The organism is Vibrio sp. S9_S30 (genome assembly GCF_014694455.1).
Lineage (GTDB): Bacteria > Pseudomonadota > Gammaproteobacteria > Enterobacterales > Vibrionaceae > Vibrio.
The window spans coordinates 64,861-87,639 of the sequence record NZ_JAAUWT010000016.1 but is presented as its reverse complement, the minus strand read 5'-3'; the positions used below and the strand labels follow the sequence as shown (position 1 = coordinate 87,639).

Below are 22,779 nucleotides of genomic sequence, written 5' to 3'. Positions count from 1 at the left end.
ATAACGGACTGTAACTGTAAGAGCCCGCGATCTGGCTTAGCTAGACTTCGGGCTCAATACGACATCTATCATTTACTGATACAGAGCGACGACACGAACAAACTCTGAACGTTCAGCAGGTCCCAGTTCAGCAGACCCGAGTTGGTGTCTTTACTTATCGTCTATTTTTTGTTGTCCAGTCACACGATTTTGCCTTCCTTCGATACCATTAAGAAACTGAAACAAATCACTGTCAGTAGACAAAACAAGCGTTGTATTTTCTTGAATGATGGTCAAATAAGATTGCATCGTGCGTGTAAACTCATAAAGGTATACAGATTCAGGGGTTTGGTTGTACGCCAGAGCATAAATTTCGGCTGCTTTTGCATCAGCCTCACCGCGAATCTCCTCTACTTCACGATATGCTTCAGATTGGATTTTATTTAAATCTCTGACTCGATCACCTCGAATTCTAGCCGCTTCACCGTTCCCTTCCGATAGAAAACGCTCTGCGATTTGGCGACGTTCACTGATCATCCGCTCGTAAATTTTAGGACGAACACTTTCATTGTAGTTAATGCGTTTGAATCGAATATCGAGCAACTCAATGCCAAAAATTTTTATTTTTTCTGACGCGGCTGAAAAGATTTCTTGCTCAACAAATTGGCGCCCTTTTTGAATAGGGACAAGCGCGCCAATCTTTAATTCTGCTTCCTCATCACTTAATAAAGTGTCTCTTAGTGGATCTCGATTTTTATTGGTACGAATAATTTCAATCAGTTTGTGCTTCGCCACAGCATTACGCGTCTCACTCCCCAAAATATCGTCAAGTCGAGATTGTGCGCTGCGCTCATCTTTCAGGCGTAAAAAATACTGGAGTGGGTCGACAATTCGCCAACGAGCAAACAAATCAACAGAAATATACAGCTTGTCTTTTGTGGGCATGTCGGACGGGTTACCATCCCATTCCAATACTCGTTTATCGATCAAATTAATCTCTTGAACATACGGTATTTTTATATTCAAACCTGCATCAACAACGGGCTCTCCAACGGGTTTTCCAAATTGAGTAATAATGACCTGCTGTACCTCGCTCACGGTGTAGAGTGCGTTGTACAGGCTAAGAGAACCCCCTAAGAGTAACGCAAATGCGACTCCTACTTTGATCGGTTTCATTGGGCTTCTCCTTGTGTTCCATTGAGGTTGAGCAAAGGTAGAATATTATTTGCTTGCTCATCGATGATAATTTTGGAACGAATGTTAGGTAATACAGCCTGCATTGTTTCAAGATAGATTCGCCTCTTCGTTACCTCCGGCGCTTTAGTGTATTCGGACAATAATGCCTTGAACCGAGCCGTATCGCCTTCCGCTTCATTAATCCGCTTTAAGCGATAGCCATCAGCCTCTCTGATCCGTTGATCTTTTTCTCCTAACGCCAAAGGGATGACTTTGTTGTAGTCCCGACGTGCTTCATTAATGAGCTTTTCTTTTTCCTGCTGAGCCTGATTGACTTCATTAAACGAACTTTGAACAGGCTTCGGCGGGTTGATGTTTTTTAACTGCACCTGATCAATACTGATCCCTAAAGTATATTTGGCCGTTAACGCTTGCATTTTAGTAAGGGCTTCTGACTCAATTTCTTGCCGACCAATCGTGATCACCTCATCCACTGTCCGATCGCCCACCACTTCACGCATGACAGACTCTGCAACATACCGGAGTGTTTCACTAGGCTCCCGCACTTCAAACAGAAAACTAATGGGCTCTGAGATTCGATATTGCACCACCCACTCGACGAGGGCTGCATTTAAATCGCCAGTCACCATTTGCGTTTCTTGTCGCCCGAAATTGGCTCGTGGACTTTGATTCGGGTCATTTGCACCTGGCGTTGTAAACCCAAACTCTTGTTTAAGCTGCCGTTTTACAGGCACGATTTTCACTGTATCAATTCCCAGTGGCATCTTAAGATGAAGCCCGGCTGGAACACTGTGTACATATTTACCAAACCGCTGTATCACCGCAACAGAGTCACTCGGCACGGTATAAAAAGCTGTCCATAAAACAGGCGCTAAGAAGAAGATAATAAGAGGAGCAAAAAAGCTTGAAGGCTTTCCTCCTGGTCGGTTTTTTTTAAAAAAATGAATCACAGAAGAGAAGAATTCATCCAAATTAGGAGGGGCTTGTTTTCCTCCTCCCCAAGGGTTGGGGTTTTCTGAAGACTGGTTACTTTGGAGCATGAGAATGCCCTCCAGTTATAGGTGAACAATTTTTCACCTATTTCATACATTGGGGGGAAGTCATCATTAACAAGGGCACAACCACTTTTAATTATCCTTTTGAAGGTTCCTTAGGGATGTAAGGACCTTTCGTGGTTAAATTGAGTTCAGTCTCTATGCGTTTTCATCGCTTCAGCAGATAACACACTTAGCCAACGGCTCTCCCCCCCAATCAAAACCATGCTCTACATCACTTTCCATTCACATAAAATCTAACTGACCACCACTCGGCTTTATGTCACTTTTGGAAAAATACAATGTTATTTATTCCAATAATGCAATAATCAACCTTTGTTAACCTGTTGATTTACAACAAATCCATGCTTTGCATGAGATCTTTAAATTGCACTTTTGGAAATTATGCGAAGTTCGCTTCTGGTTCACACTGACATTCGAATTTAAGATGAATACATCACAATGATTAACAAATCGATCACAAGGACGCCATGAGTACCCAAGAGCTAATCAACACCTTCATCGACATTGTCGGGCATGAACACGTTTTAACGCAGGAAAAGAAAACCGAGTATTACCGCTCTGGTTTTCGTTCTGGTAAAGGCAAAGCCCTTGCGGTGCTGTTTCCGGGTACGCTGGTAGAGCAATGGCGCTTATTAAAAGCGGCCGTAGCAGCGAATTGCATCGTCATCATGCAGGCCGCAAAAACTGGTCTTACTGAAGGTTCGGCCCCTAGCGGCGAAGACTACGATCGTGACGTTGTGATCATCAATATTATGCGCATGAACACTTTGCACTTAATCGATAATGGCAAACAAGTCGTGAGTTTACCCGGCGTTAGCTTGCATCAACTTGAGAAAACATTGAAAACGGTTAACCGAGCACCCCACTCTGTGATTGGCTCCTCCTCTATTGGCGCAACAGTGGTCGGCGGCATTGCGAATAATTCTGGGGGCGCATTGGTTAAGCGAGGCCCTGCTTACACAGAGCTTTCGTTGTTTGGGCAAGTAACCAAAGACGGGGAACTCATACTGGTCAATCACCTAGGGATAGAGGGGCTTGGCGATACGCCAGAAGACATCCTCACAAATGTTGAACAAGGCAACTTTGACCCAAGCAAGATAACCCATCATGATGCGATGGCATCAGACAGAGAATACGACGAGCGCGTAAGAGATGTGGATGCAGACACCCCTTCTCGCTTTAATGCGGATTCCCGCAGGCTATTCGAAGCCAGCGGTTGTGCAGGCAAATTGGCGGTCTTTGCCGTGCGGGTAGACAGCTACCCTGTCCCTGAAAAAGAACAGATTTTTTATATAGGCTGTAATGACCCTGCCAAGCTTACTGTGCTGCGTCGAGAGATGCTGAGCAATTTTAAGCACCTACCGGAAATGGGGGAATACATGCACCGTGATATCTTCAACCTATCCGAAACCTACGGCAAAGATGTGTTCCTTTCTATCCATCACTTGGGAACGGATAAGCTGCCCAAATTTTTTGCTTTGAAAGCGAAAGTCGAAGCGACATTAAAACGCATTCCTTTTGTCTCAAAAGACTTACCCGATATTTTAATGTATTGGGCAACCAAATTGTTTCCGCAACACCTGCCCAAACGCATGCGTCAGTTTAGGGACAAATATGAACATCACCTGATTCTTAAAATGAGTGATGGCGGTATTGAAGAAGCTAAAGAGTATTTGGGTAGCGTTTGGTCTAAACAAGACGGCTGTGATTACTTTGAATGTACGGCTGATGAAGGCAAAAAAGCATTACTTCACCGATTTGCAGCGGCAGGTGCCGCCATTCGCTATGAAACCATCCATTCTCAAGAGGTAGAAGACATCTTAGCGTTGGACATCGCATTGCGCCGCAACGACATAGATTGGGTGGAACAACTACCGGAAGACATCACCAAAGATATGGTGATGGCGCTCTACTATGGTCACTTTATGTGTCATGTATTTCACCAGGATTATGTCTTCAAAAAAGGGGCCGACACCAAGAAGATCAAAGCCCAAATGTTAGCGCTTCTGACCCGCAAAGGCGCAAAATACCCTGCCGAACACAATGTTGGTCATTTGTATGAAGCTGAACAACAACTCCAAGCCTTTTACCACGCATTAGATCCCACCAATACGTTCAACCCAGGTATTGGTAAAATGAGTAAGTACAAACGGAATTGCAGCTGTTGTGGGTGATACACTCAGCCCAGATATGCAACAAAAACCAACAGGCAAATCAGCCAGAAATTAGAGTCTGGCTGATTTATTTTTAAACAATCCATATTGATAAAACTATCTATAAATAAAAGACTTACATGTTAAATTCAATCGTGGAAAAATAGAAATGAAGTGCTAACTGCAACAATCCAAAAAATCATGTAGATTTTAAACGCCGCGAAATTAGCAAATAATCCACCATATACCCCAAGGCATTCCACCTAAATTCCTGCAAAAACACAAAAATACAGCAAAAAAACGTTTTTAAATAACTCCATCCAGTAAATAGCAGAAGTGTCTGGCAGCTCATACTTTCCGATAGGCATGTTGCTAACATGTTACGGGGATGAATAATACTCTCCTGACTACACCGATAAAAACACAACATAAACACAACATATAAAAACTCTAAATCTCAATAAGTCTTTTTGACAGGAAGGAAACTTATGGACAAACGAATTCCGCTTGCCTTGTTGGCAAGTACCACAGCGTGCAATGCTGCCGCCGCAAGCCTTGATGACACAATCAATGAAATCGTCGCACCGATCGTCAACCCTTTTGTAGGAATGATCTTTTCAAGCATCCCTTTCCCTTTTACTGACGTACAAGTGCCGTGGATTGTTCTTTGGTTAGTGATTGCTGCAATCTTTTTCACCGTCTACCTTGGCTTCATCAATATTCGCGGGTTTAAACACGCGTTGGAGTTAGTTTCGGGTAAATTCTCCGATCCTAAAGCCAAAGAAGAAGGTGAGGTCTCTCACTTTCAGGCACTAACAACCGCACTCTCCGGTACGGTTGGCTTGGGTAACATCGCGGGTGTTGCTGTCGCGGTCACAATTGGTGGTGCGGGTGCCACATTCTGGATGATTCTCGCGGGTTTACTCGGTATGTCGAGTAAGTTTGTTGAATGTGCCTTGGGTGTGAAATACAGAAATACCAACCCTGATGGGTCTGTTTCTGGTGGCCCTATGTACTACCTCAGCAAAGGTTTAACAAAACGCGGTAATGCGGCGCTTGGTCGCACACTGGCTGTGTTGTTCTCTATCTTTGCCATTGGTGGCGCGCTTGGTGGCGGTAACATGTTCCAAGCGAATCAAGCATTCAAACAAGTGGTTGGCGTAACAGGGGGCGACGCTTCGTTCCTCGCAGATAAAGGCTGGTTGTTTGGTCTTATTCTGGCGGTCATCGTCGGTATCGTGATCATCGGTGGTATCAAGTCCATCGCAAAAGTGACCGAGAAAGTGGTTCCGTTCATGGCGGCTATCTACGTGGGTGCTGCGCTTATCATCATCCTACTTAACTTCGACCGTATCGACGATGCGTTCGGTGCCATCTTCAACGGTGCCTTTACTGGTGAAGGGGTAACAGGTGGTGTGATTGGGGTGATGATTCAGGGCTTTAAACGTGCAGCGTTCTCGAACGAAGCAGGCGTAGGTTCTGCCGCGATTGCTCACTCAGCAGTAAAAACGAAAGAGCCCATGTCTGAAGGGTTTGTATCGCTCCTAGAACCGTTCATCGATACTGTAGTGATTTGTACAATGACGGCGTTGGTTATCATTATTACGGGTTACCTAGATACAGATACTGGTTTAGCGGGCGTTGAGCTGACTTCTGCTGCCTTTGGTAGCGCCATTGGTTGGTTCCCGTACATTCTTGCTATTGCGGTTGTTTTGTTCGCATTCTCTACCATGATCTCTTGGTCTTACTATGGCTTGAAAGCGTGGACGTACCTATTTGGCGAAAGCAAAGCAGCAGAACTTATCTTTAAGTTTATCTTCTGCCTCTTTGTTGTGATTGGTGCAGCCATGAACCTAGGTCCTGTTATCGACTTCTCTGATGCCATGATCTTTGCAATGGCACTGGTCAACATTGTGGGTCTCTATATTCTGGTTCCTGAAGTGAAACGCGATCTAGTCGATTATCTAGAGCGCTTCCAAGCAGGTACAGTGTACAAAGTTCAAGAAAACACTAGTCAATATTAAGTCGAATTAGGTGAGTCCATTCAAAACAGCAGGCTTCGGTCTGCTGTTTTTCGTTTCTCTGTGTATCCATCTCATCTCGATCCCTGTTAGGATAAAACGTGCCACAGTATTCCCATTCAAGGATTGATAGGAGATAAAGGTTTGATAGAAAAAAGAAGGATGCCTAAATTTGCTGCAAATTTAACCCTACTCTTTACGGAAGAACCCTTTCTCGATCGGTTTGTAAAGGCTCGTGTGGCAGGATTTCATGCCGTTGAGTGCCTATTCCCGTATGCCCACCCACCACAAGACATTGCAAAAAAACTGGAAAAGCACCACCTTGAGCTGGCGCTGTTTAACCTGCCGCCCGGCGATTGGTCGCACGGAGAACGAGGGTTAGCTGCACTGCCAGACCGTGAAAGGGAGTTTCGGAAAAGTGTTAGCCTCGCGCTAAAATACGCTCTGGAACTTGGGTGTAAGAAAGTTCACGTTATGGCGGGCATTGTAGAATCGTGTTTTTCTCGCCAACAACATATCGCCACTTTTATCAAGAATCTACGATACGCGGCCGACGCCTTCGCACCATACGGTATCGACATTATGATAGAACCTTTGAATAGCCGCGATATCCCTGGTTACCTCATATCGCATCAAAAAGAAGCCGTTGAACTGATCAACCAAATCGACCGCCAAAACGTGAAGCTGCAATTTGATCTCTACCACGCTCAAATCATGGATGGCGACATCACCACCCTACTTCGCAAATGTGCTCCCCATATCGGGCATGTCCAAATTGCCTCTGTCCCCGACCGCAGCGAGCCCAACTTAGGCGAGCTTAATTTGCCTTACCTGCTCGATGTATTAAACGAGGTTGGCTACCACGGCTGGATCGGCTGTGAATATCACCCCAAAACCAATACCTACGATGGGTTGGATTGGTTGAAGCGTTACACACGAAACTCAGTATCCAGCTAATGACTCTAAAGCGGATACTGATTTAAAAGGTGTTTTGGCTCTACCATTATTGGAAAACGGAATGAATGCATGATGAGCTTTCTAGCCCTTTCAACTTTAGCTGGCTTTTCCCATCAGATTGGAGCTCAAACGGAACAACCCACAGTTTTAAAGAGTCGCTGAAATCAAAACTGTGCTGAATTGGCTCCATAAATGAATCATGAGCAGGGTAGATTAAGAAAAGCTCTCCTTTTCCATTCAAATACTTATGCCCGTAAGCAAACATTTGATAGAAATCTGCTTGAGATAACCCAAAGTTATTCGCTGTAACGTCTACTAACTTCCATTTGGTATCCAGCACCATTGAGGAGCCTTTCGACGTGGTCACCAGTAAATCGGGCTTGAGCCCAAACTGACTTTGACCATTGTGCATCACCAAATGCTGGGACGAGGCTTGTGTCGTAAGCTCAACCCCCTCACTAAGCTGCGATTTAAGTACCGACGCCACATAGCTTTCAAACACCGATTCCATAGGAAACAAAAGCGATGGCGCTTCGGCTTCGCCTTTCATGCTTACTGGGGTAAAGCCTTCAAGGATCAATTTTGCCCAAGCTAAAGGCCGTTCATAGTGGCTCATTCCTCGGTTCAGTTGCACCTGAGCGAAGTCATTTTTGACGTCTTGACTAATCGGGACGTCATTAAACGCAAAATCTAACTCACGTATCCACCGTTGATTCGCGTTGAGGTGCGTGTAAGCGCCTACCTTTTTCAACGCTGCCCGAATCAGCCGGTTGGCAGGTCGGTTTTGAAGAAATTCATCGTACTCGACATAAAACTTATGCTTATTCACCAAATTGTGCCGAAGTTGCTTGGGCACCAATAATTTGCCTTTTAAAAAGGTAAGGTTGTCCTCACATTGTACGTAATCCCTGCGCAACCCACGTTTCACTAACTGGTTTACACTGTGTAAAAACTGCTGAATAAACACCTCAAGCAAGGGCATTTTTTCCGTCTCGATACTTGCTGAATGGGTTTCGATATAACGAAACTCGCGAAGATGCCTGAGCATCATAAGCAGCTTTTTTCTCGCCTCTACGTTTGCAGATTTAGACTGGTCGCTTTTTTTGGCTAACTTGGGCAACACTTCAATGTGTTCACCATTGGGCGTAAACATCACACCCACATAGTTTTGCACTTGCAGTACTTTGTGCCCATATCGGGTAAACAGCTTTAAAAAACGCCCCACTTTGCCAGCGTGTTTGTTTAGGCACAATTGCTCTAGGTATTGAAAGGCAGAAAGGGAAATCAGCGTATAGCCATTGGCTTTTGCCACCTCTTCCTCACAGCTCAAATAACCAAACTCATAAACAATAGGCGTGGTCATTTACGCCTCGCTCGGCTCGGGTTCCGATTTTGTTTCTTCTGACTGTGTGTTTGCCGCATCTGAACGCTTAGCCTCGTTCACGCTGTCGGGAGCGTAAATGCCAACGTATGCCTTAGCGTTTTGCCACACGCCCGACTCATGTTCTTTAAGTGAATATTGCTGATACGTTTCACCAAAGGAATTGAGCCCATGACTGTCGCCAAATAGCTGCTTTAACGCTGTTTGTTCAAGTGATGTTTTGGTCACAAATTGTAAGTGTTCAGGCTTTTGGTTATCGGCAAGTACTAAGCGAATTTTTTCCCAATCTTCAAAGAAGTACTCTTCCAGAAGCGGAATAATCTTGTTTTGAAATACTGAAACCAACTCAGAAAACGCCAAGTGTTTTTGCTCTTCATCTTCCAGCTTGTTTTTAACAGGCATAAAAAAGGCGTGACCAAGGGTGTGCTCTCGGTCGTATAAAATCTCGATACGTTCATTGAGCACCTTAAGCAGTCGCTCAAGGTCGATACCATTGACAACCACGCCTTTCAGAAGCTCGGGCTTGGGCATCATCTCGACAAAATCAAAACGGCGGCGCAGTGCCGTGTCCATCATGGCTAATGAACGGTCGGCAGTGTTCATGGTGCCGATTAGGTACAAGTTATCTGGCACGGAAAATAATGGTTTGCTGTGGGGCAAACGAATTTCTAGGCTCTCATCTTCCGGTTTTTTAACCGCGGGCATGCGCTTGCTTGGCTCAATCAACGTAATCAGCTCACCAAAAATTTTAGAGATATTGCCTCGGTTGATTTCGTCAATTACCAATACGTAGTTCTGCTTTTGGCATGGTTCTGAGCCTGCGATCTCACTAGGCATACAGCTTTTAAGTTGTTGGAGTGCCTTAAAATAGTAGGTTGCATGTTCTCTTGCTAAACCCGATACCGTTGAATTTTTTTTCACTTCCTGCCGATTATCTACACCAGCCAAATAGAGGTTTTTTAAATCCGAAAACTTCATGATCTGAGAAGCCTTCCAGTTACTGCCGCTGTAACGAAAACCTTCCTCCGTAATATCAATGATCGATACCGCTTCGGTTAGGGAAATTCCAGCCGAGTCATAAAAAGCAGAGAGTTTCAACGCCTCTAAACCATGTTCGAATTTTTTCTCCTCATTCAGTGCTTGCTGATCTTTCTGACTATTTTTCAGGTTTTCTCTGGCATCATCCGCAATGGCTTTGAATACGCCCTTTTTAATGGTGTATCTGACTTGGTCGTTGTCTGTTGTGGTTGCGCTTAGACCCTCAACAAACTCTTCATAGCCATAGCTTTGATGGAAGGTAACAAACCGGATGCGTTTGGCTTTTACCAGATCATCGTATATGGCTTTTAACTCACTCCGAGTTTCCCAATAAGAGCCCGGCTCAGCGGCTTTTACTGCCGCTTCAATAGTGTGATAGGTTTTGCCTGTGCCGGGCGGACCGTAAAGGATTTGGTTTAGAGGGGCTACGTACCCACTCGATGAGTGATCGGGACTATCTGAAAGCATTTCTTTATTTGGATAATCTTTCGGCTTGTAAGGAGAGCGTTCAATTGAATACTTCTTACTGAACTCCGATAACAAATTTGACTGCTGTAAGCGTTCGAATAACCGTTCATTCGTTTGGCAAACCTCCGTATCATCGGCGCCTTCTAATCCAAATCTACGCTTATATTTCAACTCATTTTGCATCGGGGAAAAGGTGGCAAAAACAGAGTGTGCGGTTTCATGCCTCTCTTTTCTTCCAATACGAATCATGCTGTCTTTAGTATTGGTTGTGTAAACATCTAACCCTGCCTGATGAGCCAAGTTCAAAATTTTACAAAATGAATTCAGGACTTCTGGCTCCCAGTTTTTCATCATACGAGACAATTTATCTACATCCGCAAATTGCTCATAGATGTCTCTTTCTTCGAAAGTTATTTGGTTATTCATTTCTAGCCATTTGTTGTGATAAAAACCCCGTTGACCTTGCGCTCAAAGGGGTTGATTAGAATTATGCGTTTAATGCCTTCTTCGCGGCTCTTTTCTTTGCCGCTTCGGCTTTTTTGGCTGCCTTGGCGAGGGCTTCGGCATCGGCGCGAGCCTCGGCAATGCGCTCTAGCAGTATGTCGGCGGGTTCATCGGTTGGATCTTGCGCCACCAGTTCACCACGGAACGCTTTTGCCAAAATACTTTGGGTGAGGTTATCTACCCTCGCCTGCGCTTTTTTCACTTGCGCTTCGATGGTGTCAGCGAAAGCGAAGTATTGGTCAACGAGACGAACGATTTCTTTTTGTTCTTCTAATGGGGGAAGTGATAATGGAGACTCTTTAATTTTCTTCAATGTAAGCCTTTTTATCGCGGTTCCACCCATCTTATCTAGCATAAGCTTGCGTCCAATTGGCGAGTTTAAGTAGTGTTGTAAATACTTTGGAGTCAAATAGTCAGCTACTTTAATCACACCAACACTAGAGAGCAATGATATTGGCTCGTCGATACTATTGACACACGCTAGTCCAGTATTTGCACCGTCTTTTACATACAACACATCCCCAAATTTAACATCACATCTAGAGTAAATCTCTTCGTGTGTATCTTTAGTTACGTAAGTAAGGTTATTCATATCTAGATACCCCTCACGCACATTTTTTGATGTTACGTACATAAAGTCCCCTTCTGGGTAACTCTGAGGGGAATGATGCGTACCATCAGTAATTTTTAGGGAGCAAATATCAATAGAGTTCCAACTCCAAGTTGTTGGTAGTTTTAGTCCTGGAATATCATCTAGTGTTTTTGCTTTTTGAGTTCTACCGTCTACGCTCTCTTTTCTTTGTATTGCATTAATTTGAGCTAATTCACTATTATCAACTTTCTTGGGGGAGTTGGTTAATCTCCACTCTTCCGTCAACTTACCCGACACCGCAGAAGCGAGTACCGATTGGCGGAAGCGTTTCAGCAAATCTGGGATGCCATCTAGACGGGCTTTGATGGTGTCGACCTGTGCCAATACTTCATCAAGTTTTTCAACGATGCGTTTTTGTTCGGCTAGTGGGGCGACTATCATTGGCGCTTTCTTGCCATCTTTTGTGCCCAACCTTGGCATATTCACGCCGTAGCTTACTGCGTTGACATAGTCACTAAACTGCTTTCCTTTTAGCCAATAGAAAAGAAAGCGGTTTTCGAAAAGATCATTAGGCACCTTTAAAGGCACTATCTCTGTCGTACAAATCCCATCTTCAGTAGCGATTAGCATCTTGTTCAAGTAAGGACGGAGCTTTCCATAAAGAACATCACCTTTTACAAACGAGTTCTTTGAGCTTTTAGGCGCTCGGTCACTAAAACTTAGCCGTTTTAGCAACTTAGAAGAATCTTTTTCTATATCCTCTAACTCTAGGACCCAACATTCATCATCAATGGTCTTTAGATCAGGTTTAGTCGTTGCCCCGTAATTAGTTACATTACCAAGCTCAGTTTCAGCCCAACCCTTCGGCAAATCACTCATTACTCTGCCTCCGGCTTTTCTGCTAAGCCAAAGGCTTCTTCAAGCAACTGCTTTTGCCCTTCTGCTTCATCATTCGCGCCCAGTGCTTGCATCAGTTGGTAAATTTCCGACATGGCTTCGGTGAGCTCTGCCATCGCTTCACCGGCCAGTACTTCTGGCTCTGGCAGGTTTTCTGCGCTGGTGGCTTCTAAGTCTTTTAACCAAGAGATATCCAGGCTGTCGCCTTTTTGGTCACGAATGTAATCACGGCTGAATTTGCGGAAGCGCGCGTTGCTTTCTACATGCGCTTTCTCGCTGTTATCCTTGTGCGCTTGCTCGCAGAGGCTTTCTGCTGTTTCACCTTCTGGATAAATGGCACCCAAGGTATCGAATACGCCTTCTTCACGCGGTGATTGTCCGTTTTTGTCTGTGCCATAAGCATTGATGAAAGCTTCAAAGTGCTTTTCAGTCAGTGGACGACGTTTACCAAAAGTGTTCATGTTGGTACGCATATCGAATACCCATGTCTCTTTAGTACAACCTTTGTCTTGGTGCTTGTTTTTTGGCGTGCCTTTTTGGAAGAAGAGTACGTTGGTCTTCACACCCTGTGCGTAGAAGATACCCGTTGGCAAACGTAGGATGGTATGTAAGTTACACTTGTCCATTAGGTCACGGCGAATTTCCGTACCTTTACCGCCTTCAAATAACACGTTATCTGGAATGACTACCGCGGCACGGCCACCTGGTTCAAGCGCATCATAGATATGCTGCATAAAGCAGAGCTGTTTGTTGCCCGTTGGGTGTACAAAGGTGCGGGTAATGTTGGTGCTGGCTGCACTGCCAAATGGCGGGTTGGTTAGGATCACATCGGCTTTTGGCAAGTTTTCCCCTGCGCTACCAAGCGTATTGCCTAAGCGGATCGCCCCTTCGTTTTTATCGCCTTCAATATCGTGCAGCAGGCAGTTCATCAGGGCTAAACGGCGGGTTTCTGGCACCAGTTCCAGCCCAACAAAGGCTTGTTTCATTTGAAAGTCTTGGTCGTCGCCGCTTAGGGTTTCTAAATCGTTGGTGTGGGCTTTTATGTACTTGTCTGCTTCTATTAAAAAGCCGGCGGTGCCTGCTGCCGGATCCTGAATGATTTCAAGGGGCTGCGGCTGCATTAGCTTAACAATGGTGCTGATGAGCGCACGGGGGGTGAAGTATTGCCCCGCGCCAGACTTGGTCTCGTTGGCGTTTTTTTGCAGCAGCCCTTCGTACATGTCACCAAAGTCGTCGCGGCTTTTGCCTTGCCCTTGCCCAGAATCGGATTCGTCAAACCATTCCAGGTTGTCCATGTTGTTCACCAGCTCTGTGAGCTGCGCAGGCTGGGTAATGGTGGTGTTTACGTTTTGGAAAATGGCACGAACAATGGCGTGGTCGTCGGCACCCAACTGCACCAGCATATTTCGGTAGAACTGGTGCTGTTCTTGGCCTAGCTTGGCTTTTAGATCGGCCCAACGGTAACCCTCTGGCAGCAATTCTTCTTCCTGACCTGTCTCTTCACACATTTTCAGAAACAGCAGAGACGCCAGCTCGTTGACGTAGTTTTGGTAAGAGACGCCACCATCGCGCAGGTTGTCACACAGCTTCCACAGTTTGCCGACCAGATCATTATTGTTCATGTTTGTTCTCTTGTTTGTTATAGGCAAGTGCGGCGATGTACGTTCTCAGGTTCTGATTTGAACCACGCCCAGCACTTGCCTTTCATTTGGCTACATTAAATTGGGTTCGATTCTACTGAGTTAGGCGGGCGCATCCCACATATATTCTTTAAATTGGGTGAGAACGCTGTCTAATTCGTCATTAAAGACGCGCTCTAGCTTGCGTTTGCCCCCTTTGCGTTTGTAATTCCCGGTTTTAAAGGTGTCGTCGTCGAGCACCACTTTTTCTTTAATGGATGAAGCAAGGCGATCAAGCCAGTTTAGCTGCTCGGCGCTCCACGCGTTTTGCGCTTTGATTTTGGTCAGCGCGAGATCGACCCTTTCTTCAAATGGCAATAGCGCATCCCCAATGGCGGCTCGGCGAATGTGACCGACAAGGCGAGCGGCTATATCTTGGTTTTTGGTTTCTTTCCACGCTTTTTTGAGGGTTGGCTCGTTAAAGTTTTGCGCATCGAACCACTCTTGCAGTTCTAACAAGCCTTTTCGAGTTAAATCCCTTGGGCGGTTGACGATCACGTTTAACGCTTCTTGCTGGTTAATGGAACGATCCACCAGCGCGTCAAAGGCTTCTAAAAAATCTTGCGCGGTTTCATGCTCGCCATACACGGTTTCAACGCGCAAGACTTCGTCGTCTACGTCGGTGAAAATCGGCATGTCTCGCAAGTCGTTTATTTCTTGTTTGAGCTGCTCTAATCGCCCGACCATGCTGGCCACCTTGTTAAACACTTCTGCCGACCATTTGGGGCCTTTCTGCTTGAGTGTATTGGCAAGATTGCCGAAATTGCACCCTGCTGAACTTAAGCAAAGTTCATCTAGGCGTTTGATTTGGCTGTCGATGTTTTTTGATTTGTAACGGTTGAATTCTGCATGTTTAGCTATGCGTTGAAGCTTGGCGATCAATTGCTCGTGGCTATGTTCCGCAAAGCTTCGGCCATCCGCTTCCTTCACTTTGTACGTTTCAGAATCCGTGATTTCGTTCACTAAGGTTTGCAGCTCCACTTTAGGACGAACCACAACAGGGCGCATGGTATCGACACTTTCCAGCGTGGAATACAAATCCACGGCGTCGAAGATCTTAAACGCGGTTTTCCCCACGGCTGGACACAAGCGAGTTGCCCGCCCTTTCATTTGCTCATACAAAATACGGCTGCGCACTTTGCGCATAAACACGAGGTTACCAATGCTTGGGACATCAATCCCCGTAGTGAGCAGATCAACGGTGACGACGATGTTTGGCAAGCGCTCTTTTTTGAAACGAGTGATCATCGATTGGACTTTGGTTGCGTCTTTGTCTGAATCGCCGGTGATTTTGATGATCGCATCGTGCTCTAACTGAGGGTACTTGGCTTTAAAGGCGGTTCGTAGCTCTTCAACGACGGTATCGGCGTGCGTGTTGTTTACACAGAATACCAATGTTTTCTGTGAGCTGGTTGGATCTATGTGATTCACCAGCTCTTCGCATACCACTTTGTTAAAGTTAGAGGCAATCAATGCGCGGTTGAAGTCGGCCACTTCAAAGCCTTGTTCGTCTTCTAGGGTGTCGCTGATGAGTTCACCTTGGTTAGACAAACGTTGTACCTCTGTGCCTTGCGAATAATACACGCCGCCTTCGCTTAACTTGGTGATGATGCGAAGGGGTGGATCCTGATCACACAGGTAACCGTCCACCACTGCTTCTCGGTAAAGATAACGGTAAACCGGAGCTTTCTTCACACCACCGAAAATATCAAGGGTGTGCACTGCCGTAGTGGCGGTAAGGCCGATTTTCACGGCATCGAAATGGTCGATGATTCTGCGATACGCAGAGATAAAATCTAGTTGGCTTCTGAACTTTTCTTCACCTTCGGTTTGTTCTTTATCAAGAATGTAGCCCCGGTGCGCTTCATCTACAATAATGCAGTCGTAACGCCCAACGGGCATCACTTCATCACTTTTAAGCGTACGATTTACTAGCGACTGAACCGTTGCTACGTGAATTTTTGTGCTGTCTTCAGGAAAACGTTCCGTGAGCCCTTGGATGTTAAAAATCGTATTAAAGGTGTCGCCTTTGATGCTGGTGTCTTCAAACGAATCTAATGCCTGTTTACCCAGTGATGTTCTATCAACGAGGAATAAAACGCGTTTAAAGCGCTGCGACTGGATCAACCGATACATGATGGCAATGGCGGTTCGAGTTTTACCTGTACCCGTTGCCATGGCGAGCAAAATGTCTTGTTCACCATTGATGATGGCTTGTTCGGTCGCTTGCACCGCTTCCTCTTGGTAGTAACGTAAGTCGAGGTCGCTCATGTCTGCGTTTTTGCTAAACCACTTGTTGTTGAGCTGGTCGTCACTGTCTAGCTTGGCGATGAGCTCTTCCGGTCGGTGCCACTCTGGCAGGGCTTTGGGCATATTGGTTGGGTGGCGTACATCTCGAAACCAGATCCCGCTTTTGTTTTTCTGGGCGGCTCTATAGCCTCGCCCATTGGCAGAAAAACAGAATGGGATCTTAAAACGTTCACTGCCACTGGAGTCTGCCCACGTGGGTAAAGAAAGAGGAATAGCGTCTAAGACGGCTTTTTGCTCTTTGTCATCATTGGCAGCGTGTTGCAATTGATCACGCAGGAAATCATTATCAAAGTACTTGCTGTAGCGGTATGCCTCGTTCAGCTTGGCGGATACGTCTTTGTTGCTTTTCTTCGCTTCGACAACACCGACTGGCTTTAAACCAACAAACAGTACGTAGTCGGCAAAGCCTGTTCTTCCGGTTTCATCTTTGCCTGTTGGCCACTCAGCAATGGCCATATTGCGCCCAACTTGAGGACGAGTGCCATTGGCGAATGTCAATTTTTTTGTATCCGCATCCCAGCCAGCTTTACGCAACTGGGTATCGATGAGATAACGGGTTTCCTCTTCACTTAGGTCTAGAGGGCGTAATTTCGCCTCATCGATGATTTGTTTCTTATACGCTTTACGTTCGGCTTCTGTCTTCTTAGAGAGCTCTGCTTCTTGTTCTTTAAGCTTGGCTTCAAGGGCATGAATACGAGCTTGGTACTGAACTTGTGTTTCTTGCTGCTTACTCTCCAATACCGAAATATAACCACTCAATGCGATTAACTTTGCCTGCTGAGCTTCGTACTCAGCTTTGGATTGCTCTTTCGCTTGTTTTTCACTTTGGCGCGCTAGAGCCAGCTCCTGTTTCAGAGAGGCGATTTCCTGTTCAAATTGCTCATTATTTTCAGAGGTTGGCAGAACAAATTCTGGTGCAGGGAAATCGTATTGTTTGGTGACTAATCGGTAATACCACACCGCGATACGGAACGCGAATCGTAGGCACATTTCAGCGTCTTGCAAATCATCGTGGTACTCGTGTACTGCCTGATTGCCTATTTTACGTAGCTTATGGAATACGTTAAGAATGCCGTCATCGACAAAAGGGATTTTGCCCAATTCACGTAGGAGATCGTATTGGTTCTCAGGAATTGGGATGTCTAGCAATTTTGCTAGGTGTTTTGCAGTTGATTCGCCAAAAATTCGCAATTTGGCAAGCGTGGTGTTTGGGTCATCCGGATAGTTTTTTTCTGCTGCGCGAGCAATAGCGTACAAGAAATCATTTACGCCTTTCAGGAATTCGAAGTTAGACCTAGCCATGTGTCCTTCCTTGCTTGTATTCGTTGTTCATTACTTCTGCTTACCGACTTTATATGGCATGGACGGTCAGTGCCGGGGTTATTGGACTTTTGCCTTTGTCGATAAGGTTTGTTCTTATTACGCACTTAGGTGCGCCGTTCGAGCAAGTGTAATGATAACTTTCGCAATACTCCACACTTCAGATCACATTTACTTTACGTATGGTTAGAGTTTGTTCGATACTTATTGATATTCCACTTATCTCACACAAAAAGAGCTTTAAATTAAAGAAAAGAGACCTTACGGTCTCCTTCGTTGAACTGGGCGGGTTAAGTTAACCTTGTCGCTGTTTCTTCTGATCATCTACCAGATAAGCAAGCCAATCATGAACAGGAAGTGGCTTGGCGAAGTAGTAGCCTTGAGCGCAGCGGCAACCGATTTGCAGCAGCGTATCGACATGGCTTTGGGTTTCTACCCCTTCTGCAATTACCGCCAAATCCAGTACTTGGGCCATTTTGATGACGGCACTGGTAATTTCATAATCGAGCTTGGATGAATTCACATCTTGAATGAATCCTCTGTCGAGCTTGATGCAGTCTGCCGATAGGTTTTTGAGAACAGAAAGTGACGAGTAGCCGGTACCAAAGTCATCGATCGCTATTTTGTAGCCTCGCGTTCTCAAGGTTTCGATGGTGCGCACGCAAGTTTTAAAATCACGCATCATATCCCGTTCTGTTATTTCCAACAGTAATTGATGAGGCTTACAGTCCGTTTCATCTAAGATACTCTGTAACTGGTCAGCCAGATCCGTCATGTAGAACATTCTCGCCGAGAAGTTGACCGAGAATATCACGCCGTCTAAGCGAGTGCCTTCACTTTGCCACTCTGAGATCAAGCTGGCGACTTCTCTGAATACCCACTTATCAATATCAATAATTAAGTCGCTTTTCTCGGCGACCTCTAAAAAATCAACGGGGGGAAGTAATCCCAATTTAGGGTGTTGCCAGCGCACTAACGCTTCCGCCCCAATGACTTGTTGGGAATTGAGATCAACTTTAGGTTGGAAATACACAACCAACTCATCATTTTTAATCGCATGATGTAAACCAACATTGGTTTCAATCAAGTCGGTGACTTCTAATGTCATCTTATCGGCATAAACGCGGTATTGATCCCTACCGTTACGCTTCGCGTGATACATCGCTGTGTCTGCATTTCGGATAAGGGTTTCCCCATCAACGCCATGATTAGGGAATTGACAAACCCCAATACTGACGGAAACAAACACCGTTTTATCGTAAATGTAATACGGCTTTCTTAATGCTTTGTTGATGCGATCCGCCAGTACTTCACCACTCGATAAACTGTCGACTTTGGTCAAAACCACCATGAATTCATCCCCTCCCATTCGGGCGACAAATCCAACGTCCGTAATTAACTGGTCAAGGATTTCTGCGATGCTTGCCAACAAGCTGTCACCAGAAGCATGCCCTAAGGAATCATTAATGGTTTTAAACTCATCAACGTCCAAATACAGCAGAAGAAAGGAGCTGCCTTCTTTGGTCGCCTTGTCGATCTCTTCATCCAAACTTTTCGTGGCCAATAGCCGGTTGGCTAAGCCAGTCAGGGGATCATGATGGGCTAAAAAGTCGAAGTTTTTCTTTTCATCATTCAAGTCGGTATAGGCTTCAGACAACCGAAGGGCCATCTTGTTAAACGCATTCTCTATGTGGCTCCATTCATCCGTTCTTCCTAGGTCGATCGGCTTATTCGCCCCTTGAGATTCGAGCCTTTCAAACCCTTCTTTTAAATCATCCAACGGTTTTTGAATATGTCGTTTCACCACCTGACTGATCAGAAGTAAGGAAGTGAAAAAAGCCAGAATACTGATGATGATGGCATTAAAGCGGGATTGGCTAATTTCTTGTTCCAATTGCTGTGAAAGTTGCAGTGCTTGCTTTTGAACACGTGCTTCTGTCATTTCAACCATATCGAGCAGTTTGTTTTGCGCGCTCACCAACGCTTTCATTACTACCCAACGCTGTTCTAGGTTCGCACTAATCCGTCGCAACGCTGCGTTATAGCGTTTTACGGTGCGCTTCATTCGTTTTTTTTGCGCTTTGACTTCGTTGGTTTCGATGTCGACGTTTTCTAAGTGCAGCAAAAAGATATCCAGCTCTTTTTGAATCTCGATGATCAGCACTTTCTCGGTTTCGGGTGTGATACGGCTGTGAATGCTCCCAACCATTTTCCCAACGGTAAGAAACACTTCGCGCAGCATATTCACCAAGTCAAGTTCATTGTTATAGCGCAGGTACTCTAGCTCGTGGATATTGGTGAGTTTGCTATCGGCGACAACTAATTCAAGTTGATCAAGCTGTTCAGACAAAGAACCGTCAATTTCTTGAGTTTGTTTAAGAATTTGGTTCAGCGCTAACGAACTACCCAAAAAACGGTGAAAGTTATCGATAAACGAGTCCATTTTCTGCGAGAAATCTCGGTTAGTCGATAGGTCTCTCAAACGCTGTAATTGAAGATCAATATTAAACGCTTCTTCCGACAACGTGGTTTCACTAAACAGAAACGTTTGCTCTAGTAATTTGACTCTTGAAGTCAACGCGAACACTCTGCGGCTAATTTCCGAATTCACCGTAAGCACAGAAATGTGCTCGGAGGCTTCCGTTTTCAGCGTTGACTCAACGTAATATAGAGAACGAATAACCGTGAATAGGGCGATGGTAAGAATAGCCAAGAGCAATAGATTGGAGAAGATGAGGCGCTGAGTAATACTGACTTGATTCAATTTCATTGACCCTTCCATATTTTTAGGTAGGCGTCACGATAACCATTCTGAGGATCATAAATTTCCGTATCTTCTTGACTGATAAGCTCTGCTACGTTTTCTGGCGTCACGAGGTGGACAGACGCCGAATAACCACTTGGCGGCATACCATGAAACGCTCGGTTTAATTCATCTACGGTCTGCCATCCTTGTAGGTAAAGTGGTTCTGGAACGGTCGCTAACTGAAAATAGTCTTGATCGATGCGCTTATACGCTGCTTTACTTCCATCCCCCGCAGAAATATTGTTCGGAACGGGTTTTCCTTCTTTTACATTGGACTCCAGCGACGGGATAGCATAATCGATGTACAAATCGTTAATCGCAAGAATATGGGTAATTTTCTCTTTGTATTTGTCCCAAAGATTCTTAAATGTTTCTGGCATTTCCCCAGCGATCTTATCTAACGGAAGGGATTGTATTTCAAGAAGATTACAAGTTTTACAGCGTTTAATGGTATCCGCCATCATATTGGCTTTTATGGTGGCAATTTCGTAATTAGGATCGGTGAAGACAACGGCGTTAACATTGCCATTAGAATTGACGATCGCCAATAGTGCAGCAACTTCGGCTACATCGAGCGGATCGGTCGTAATGTTCGTGTACAAGCCAAGATCGTCATTTCCACCTGCTTGCTCGGTCGCGTGCCAACCAATCACCACTATCCCTAAACTTTCTGCAAGTTTCAGGATGTCACGGTGACGTTGTGCATCGATTCCCCCAAGAACAATGGCATCAGGTTCAAACCCAATGGCTTTTCGTAACGCAGCGCCCTGCCTGACCTCAGAACCTAACCCATCAATAAAGCGAAGGTGCCAATCCAAATTCGATATGGCTTGCGACATTCCTCTCGCCACACCATACACCCCACCATTTCTCAGATCGGACGCAATGAAGATGATGTTCTTCTCAAAGACAATTTTGGGACCACGCGTAGGACCATCCCAATTTCTGTCACTTGCCACCGCTTTTGCTACTTTTTCACGTGCATAAGCGAGAAAATCCTCCTCAGAAGCGTTGGCAATACTGCATGAACTATAAGCAACTATGAACCAAGAAACGAACCAGCGTATGATTTTCTTCATATATTGTATATTTAATTGTTTTTTTGTAAGCATTTTTATATAGATTAACAATAATGTTAATACATAATTAAATAATTGGTAACAGTGATGGTTAGCCAGATTTACAAAACTTTTCTTGCTGCTGTATTCATGACTCTTGTTGCGACGCCAATGGAAGGTCTAGCCAAGAGCGACAAAGAAAAGAACTCCCTTGCATATCAAATAGATGTTAAAAAACTCAATCAATTTCAGATTACGGTCAGTGCCAACGCTGAACCCCTGACTAAGGCATTGAAAAAACCCGTTCGTATTGCAATCATTTATCCGAGCGCTGATATTTCTGATTTTTGGGTTCGTAACTTCACAGCAATGACAAAACGTTTGGAGGCATTGAACCTCGCGTTTGAAATTGATGAATTTACGTCAAAGCAAATCGAGCACTCATTGCAAACACAATATACTGAAACGGTTCTCAAATCAGACATTCCCTATGATTTTGTTATCTTTGGACCATCTGAACTCGGTTTACAAGCCGACAACATTCAAAAGCTCGCCGCATCTGAAGATTTCCGAACATTTATTTGGGCGTTTCACACCCCCAACCCTGCATGGACACATCAGCCAGACGCTTGGTTTGATTTTTCCAGTGCAATGGGTGCCGAAGTACTTTGTGATTATGTAATCAAGGAGTTAGGGAAAGGTGTTGAGTTTGCCGTCAATCGAGGCATTCCAGGAATTACCGATACCCAGCGATCACAAGGCTTTATTGATTGCGTAGAAGAAAAGGGCGATTGGCTAAATCTTTACGAACATTTTGGGCAGTATCAAAAGCTCGGGGGAGCTGATGGTGTTCGTTTGGTATTGGATAACTTTCCTGAAGTGTCTATGATTCACAACGCCAATACCGCCATGACCATGGGCGCGATAGACGCATTAAAAGAAGCCAAAAAACACAAAGATATTTTTGTTACTGGGTGGGGCGGTACGGCGAAAGAAATTGAGAAAATCAAACTCGATGAACTGGATGCGACCCCCATGCGAATGAGCGATGATTTGGGTGTTGCCACCGCTGAAGCGATCAAGTTCTACGTTGATGGGCGCTCGGCAGAAGTGCCACTTATTTATCTCGGGCGTATTACGGTGGCTCACAGCGGCATGAGTGATGTCAAACTGAATACCCTTAGACGAGAGGCGTTTCGTTACTCCGATCCATAAAATCAGTCAGCATCATAATACCGTCGACACGAGAAAACCGTCGGCATAAATGATATTCACCCATCACGGTGTAATTGAAAACGGTGTGACTTAAACTTAAACGCCTTCTCACTGAGCTTGACGTTGTCTATTTTTATCCCACCGAT

The 22,779-nt window shown here is 45.1% G+C and carries 13 protein-coding genes; 4 read left to right on the top strand and 9 right to left on the bottom strand.

The window, feature by feature from the left end:
- Positions 1 to 150 precede the first annotated feature (150 nt).
- Together hflC and hflK are read right to left on the bottom strand one after the other, a co-directional pair.
- Positions 151 to 1,155 carry a protease modulator HflC gene (gene hflC / locus HC752_RS18065; RefSeq protein WP_190336567.1) on the bottom strand — a complete coding sequence of 335 codons (1,005 nt, stop codon included), beginning with the start codon at positions 1,153 to 1,155 and terminating at the stop codon, positions 151 to 153.
- Positions 1,152 to 2,216: an FtsH protease activity modulator HflK gene (hflK, locus tag HC752_RS18060; protein ID WP_190336566.1), complete on the bottom strand. Its 1,065-nt coding sequence runs from the start codon at positions 2,214 to 2,216 to the stop codon at positions 1,152 to 1,154. Before hflK ends, hflC begins: the two co-directional genes overlap by 4 nt.
- Positions 2,217 to 2,701: 485 nt before the next feature.
- Here hflK and dld point away from each other — a divergent pair, with 485 nt between their 5' ends.
- The 3 genes from dld to otnI all read left to right on the top strand — a co-directional run bounded on the left by dld (position 2,702) and on the right by otnI (position 7,365).
- Positions 2,702 to 4,408 (top strand): D-lactate dehydrogenase, encoded by a 1,707-nt coding sequence (gene dld, locus HC752_RS18055; RefSeq protein ID WP_190336565.1) that lies wholly within the window; start codon positions 2,702 to 2,704, stop codon positions 4,406 to 4,408.
- Between the two features lie 467 nt (positions 4,409 to 4,875).
- Positions 4,876 to 6,411: an alanine/glycine:cation symporter family protein gene (locus HC752_RS18050; protein WP_190336564.1), complete on the top strand. Its 1,536-nt coding sequence runs from the start codon at positions 4,876 to 4,878 to the stop codon at positions 6,409 to 6,411.
- A 159-nt stretch (positions 6,412 to 6,570) separates the two neighbouring features.
- The gene (gene otnI / locus HC752_RS18045) at positions 6,571 to 7,365 is read left to right on the top strand and encodes a 2-oxo-tetronate isomerase (RefSeq protein WP_190336563.1); all 795 of its coding nucleotides are present in this window, start codon (positions 6,571 to 6,573) and stop codon (positions 7,363 to 7,365) included.
- Positions 7,366 to 7,411: 46 nt separating this feature from the next.
- On the opposite strand, the gene HC752_RS18040 is transcribed toward otnI, so the two are convergent.
- The 7 genes from HC752_RS18040 to HC752_RS18010 form a co-directional block, all read right to left on the bottom strand.
- Positions 7,412 to 8,728, bottom strand: coding sequence for an McrC family protein (locus HC752_RS18040; RefSeq protein WP_190336562.1), 1,317 nt, complete (start codon positions 8,726 to 8,728; stop codon positions 7,412 to 7,414).
- On the bottom strand, positions 8,729 to 10,678 hold the full coding sequence (locus HC752_RS18035) for an McrB family protein (protein ID WP_190336561.1): 1,950 nt from the start codon (positions 10,676 to 10,678) through the stop codon (positions 8,729 to 8,731).
- Positions 10,679 to 10,739: 61 nt separating this feature from the next.
- Positions 10,740 to 12,227 carry a restriction endonuclease subunit S gene (locus tag HC752_RS18030; RefSeq protein ID WP_190336560.1) on the bottom strand — a complete coding sequence of 496 codons (1,488 nt, stop codon included), beginning with the start codon at positions 12,225 to 12,227 and terminating at the stop codon, positions 10,740 to 10,742.
- The gene (locus HC752_RS18025) at positions 12,227 to 13,867 is read right to left on the bottom strand and encodes an N-6 DNA methylase (protein WP_190336559.1); all 1,641 of its coding nucleotides are present in this window, start codon (positions 13,865 to 13,867) and stop codon (positions 12,227 to 12,229) included. The genes HC752_RS18030 and HC752_RS18025 overlap by 1 nt, the downstream gene beginning before the upstream one ends.
- A gap of 120 nt (positions 13,868 to 13,987) precedes the next feature.
- The gene (hsdR, locus tag HC752_RS18020; protein WP_190336558.1) at positions 13,988 to 17,536 is read right to left on the bottom strand and encodes a type I restriction-modification system endonuclease; all 3,549 of its coding nucleotides are present in this window, start codon (positions 17,534 to 17,536) and stop codon (positions 13,988 to 13,990) included.
- Positions 17,537 to 17,849: 313 nt separating this feature from the next.
- A complete protein-coding gene (locus tag HC752_RS18015) occupies positions 17,850 to 20,324 on the bottom strand; it encodes an EAL domain-containing protein (protein ID WP_190336557.1) in 2,475 nt (824 codons plus the stop codon).
- The gene (locus HC752_RS18010; protein WP_190336556.1) at positions 20,321 to 21,439 is read right to left on the bottom strand and encodes a substrate-binding domain-containing protein; all 1,119 of its coding nucleotides are present in this window, start codon (positions 21,437 to 21,439) and stop codon (positions 20,321 to 20,323) included. The genes HC752_RS18015 and HC752_RS18010 overlap by 4 nt, the downstream gene beginning before the upstream one ends.
- A 150-nt stretch (positions 21,440 to 21,589) precedes the next feature.
- Here HC752_RS18010 and HC752_RS18005 point away from each other — a divergent pair, with 150 nt between their 5' ends.
- Positions 21,590 to 22,633, top strand: coding sequence for a substrate-binding domain-containing protein (locus HC752_RS18005; RefSeq protein ID WP_238930559.1), 1,044 nt, complete (start codon positions 21,590 to 21,592; stop codon positions 22,631 to 22,633).
- Positions 22,634 to 22,779: the final 146 nt, after the last annotated feature.

Bases quoted from the DNA above. Each gene is read 5' to 3' on its own strand.
- hflC (WP_190336567.1), bottom strand. From the start codon at position 1,155: ATGAAACCGATCAAAGTAGGAGTCGCATTTGCGTTACTCTTAGGGGGT.
- HC752_RS18005 (WP_238930559.1), top strand. From the start codon at position 21,590: ATGGAAGGTCTAGCCAAGAGCGACAAAGAAAAGAACTCCCTTGCATAT.
- HC752_RS18030 (WP_190336560.1), bottom strand. From the start codon at position 12,227: ATGAGTGATTTGCCGAAGGGTTGGGCTGAAACTGAGCTTGGTAATGTA.
- hsdR (WP_190336558.1), bottom strand. From the start codon at position 17,536: ATGGCTAGGTCTAACTTCGAATTCCTGAAAGGCGTAAATGATTTCTTG.
- HC752_RS18035 (WP_190336561.1), bottom strand. From the start codon at position 10,678: ATGAATAACCAAATAACTTTCGAAGAAAGAGACATCTATGAGCAATTT.
- HC752_RS18015 (WP_190336557.1), bottom strand. From the start codon at position 20,324: ATGAAATTGAATCAAGTCAGTATTACTCAGCGCCTCATCTTCTCCAAT.
- HC752_RS18050 (WP_190336564.1), top strand. From the start codon at position 4,876: ATGGACAAACGAATTCCGCTTGCCTTGTTGGCAAGTACCACAGCGTGC.
- HC752_RS18025 (WP_190336559.1), bottom strand. From the start codon at position 13,867: ATGAACAATAATGATCTGGTCGGCAAACTGTGGAAGCTGTGTGACAAC.
- HC752_RS18010 (WP_190336556.1), bottom strand. From the start codon at position 21,439: ATGAAGAAAATCATACGCTGGTTCGTTTCTTGGTTCATAGTTGCTTAT.
- HC752_RS18040 (WP_190336562.1), bottom strand. From the start codon at position 8,728: ATGACCACGCCTATTGTTTATGAGTTTGGTTATTTGAGCTGTGAGGAA.
- hflK (WP_190336566.1), bottom strand. From the start codon at position 2,216: ATGCTCCAAAGTAACCAGTCTTCAGAAAACCCCAACCCTTGGGGAGGA.
- otnI (WP_190336563.1), top strand. From the start codon at position 6,571: ATGCCTAAATTTGCTGCAAATTTAACCCTACTCTTTACGGAAGAACCC.
- dld (WP_190336565.1), top strand. From the start codon at position 2,702: ATGAGTACCCAAGAGCTAATCAACACCTTCATCGACATTGTCGGGCAT.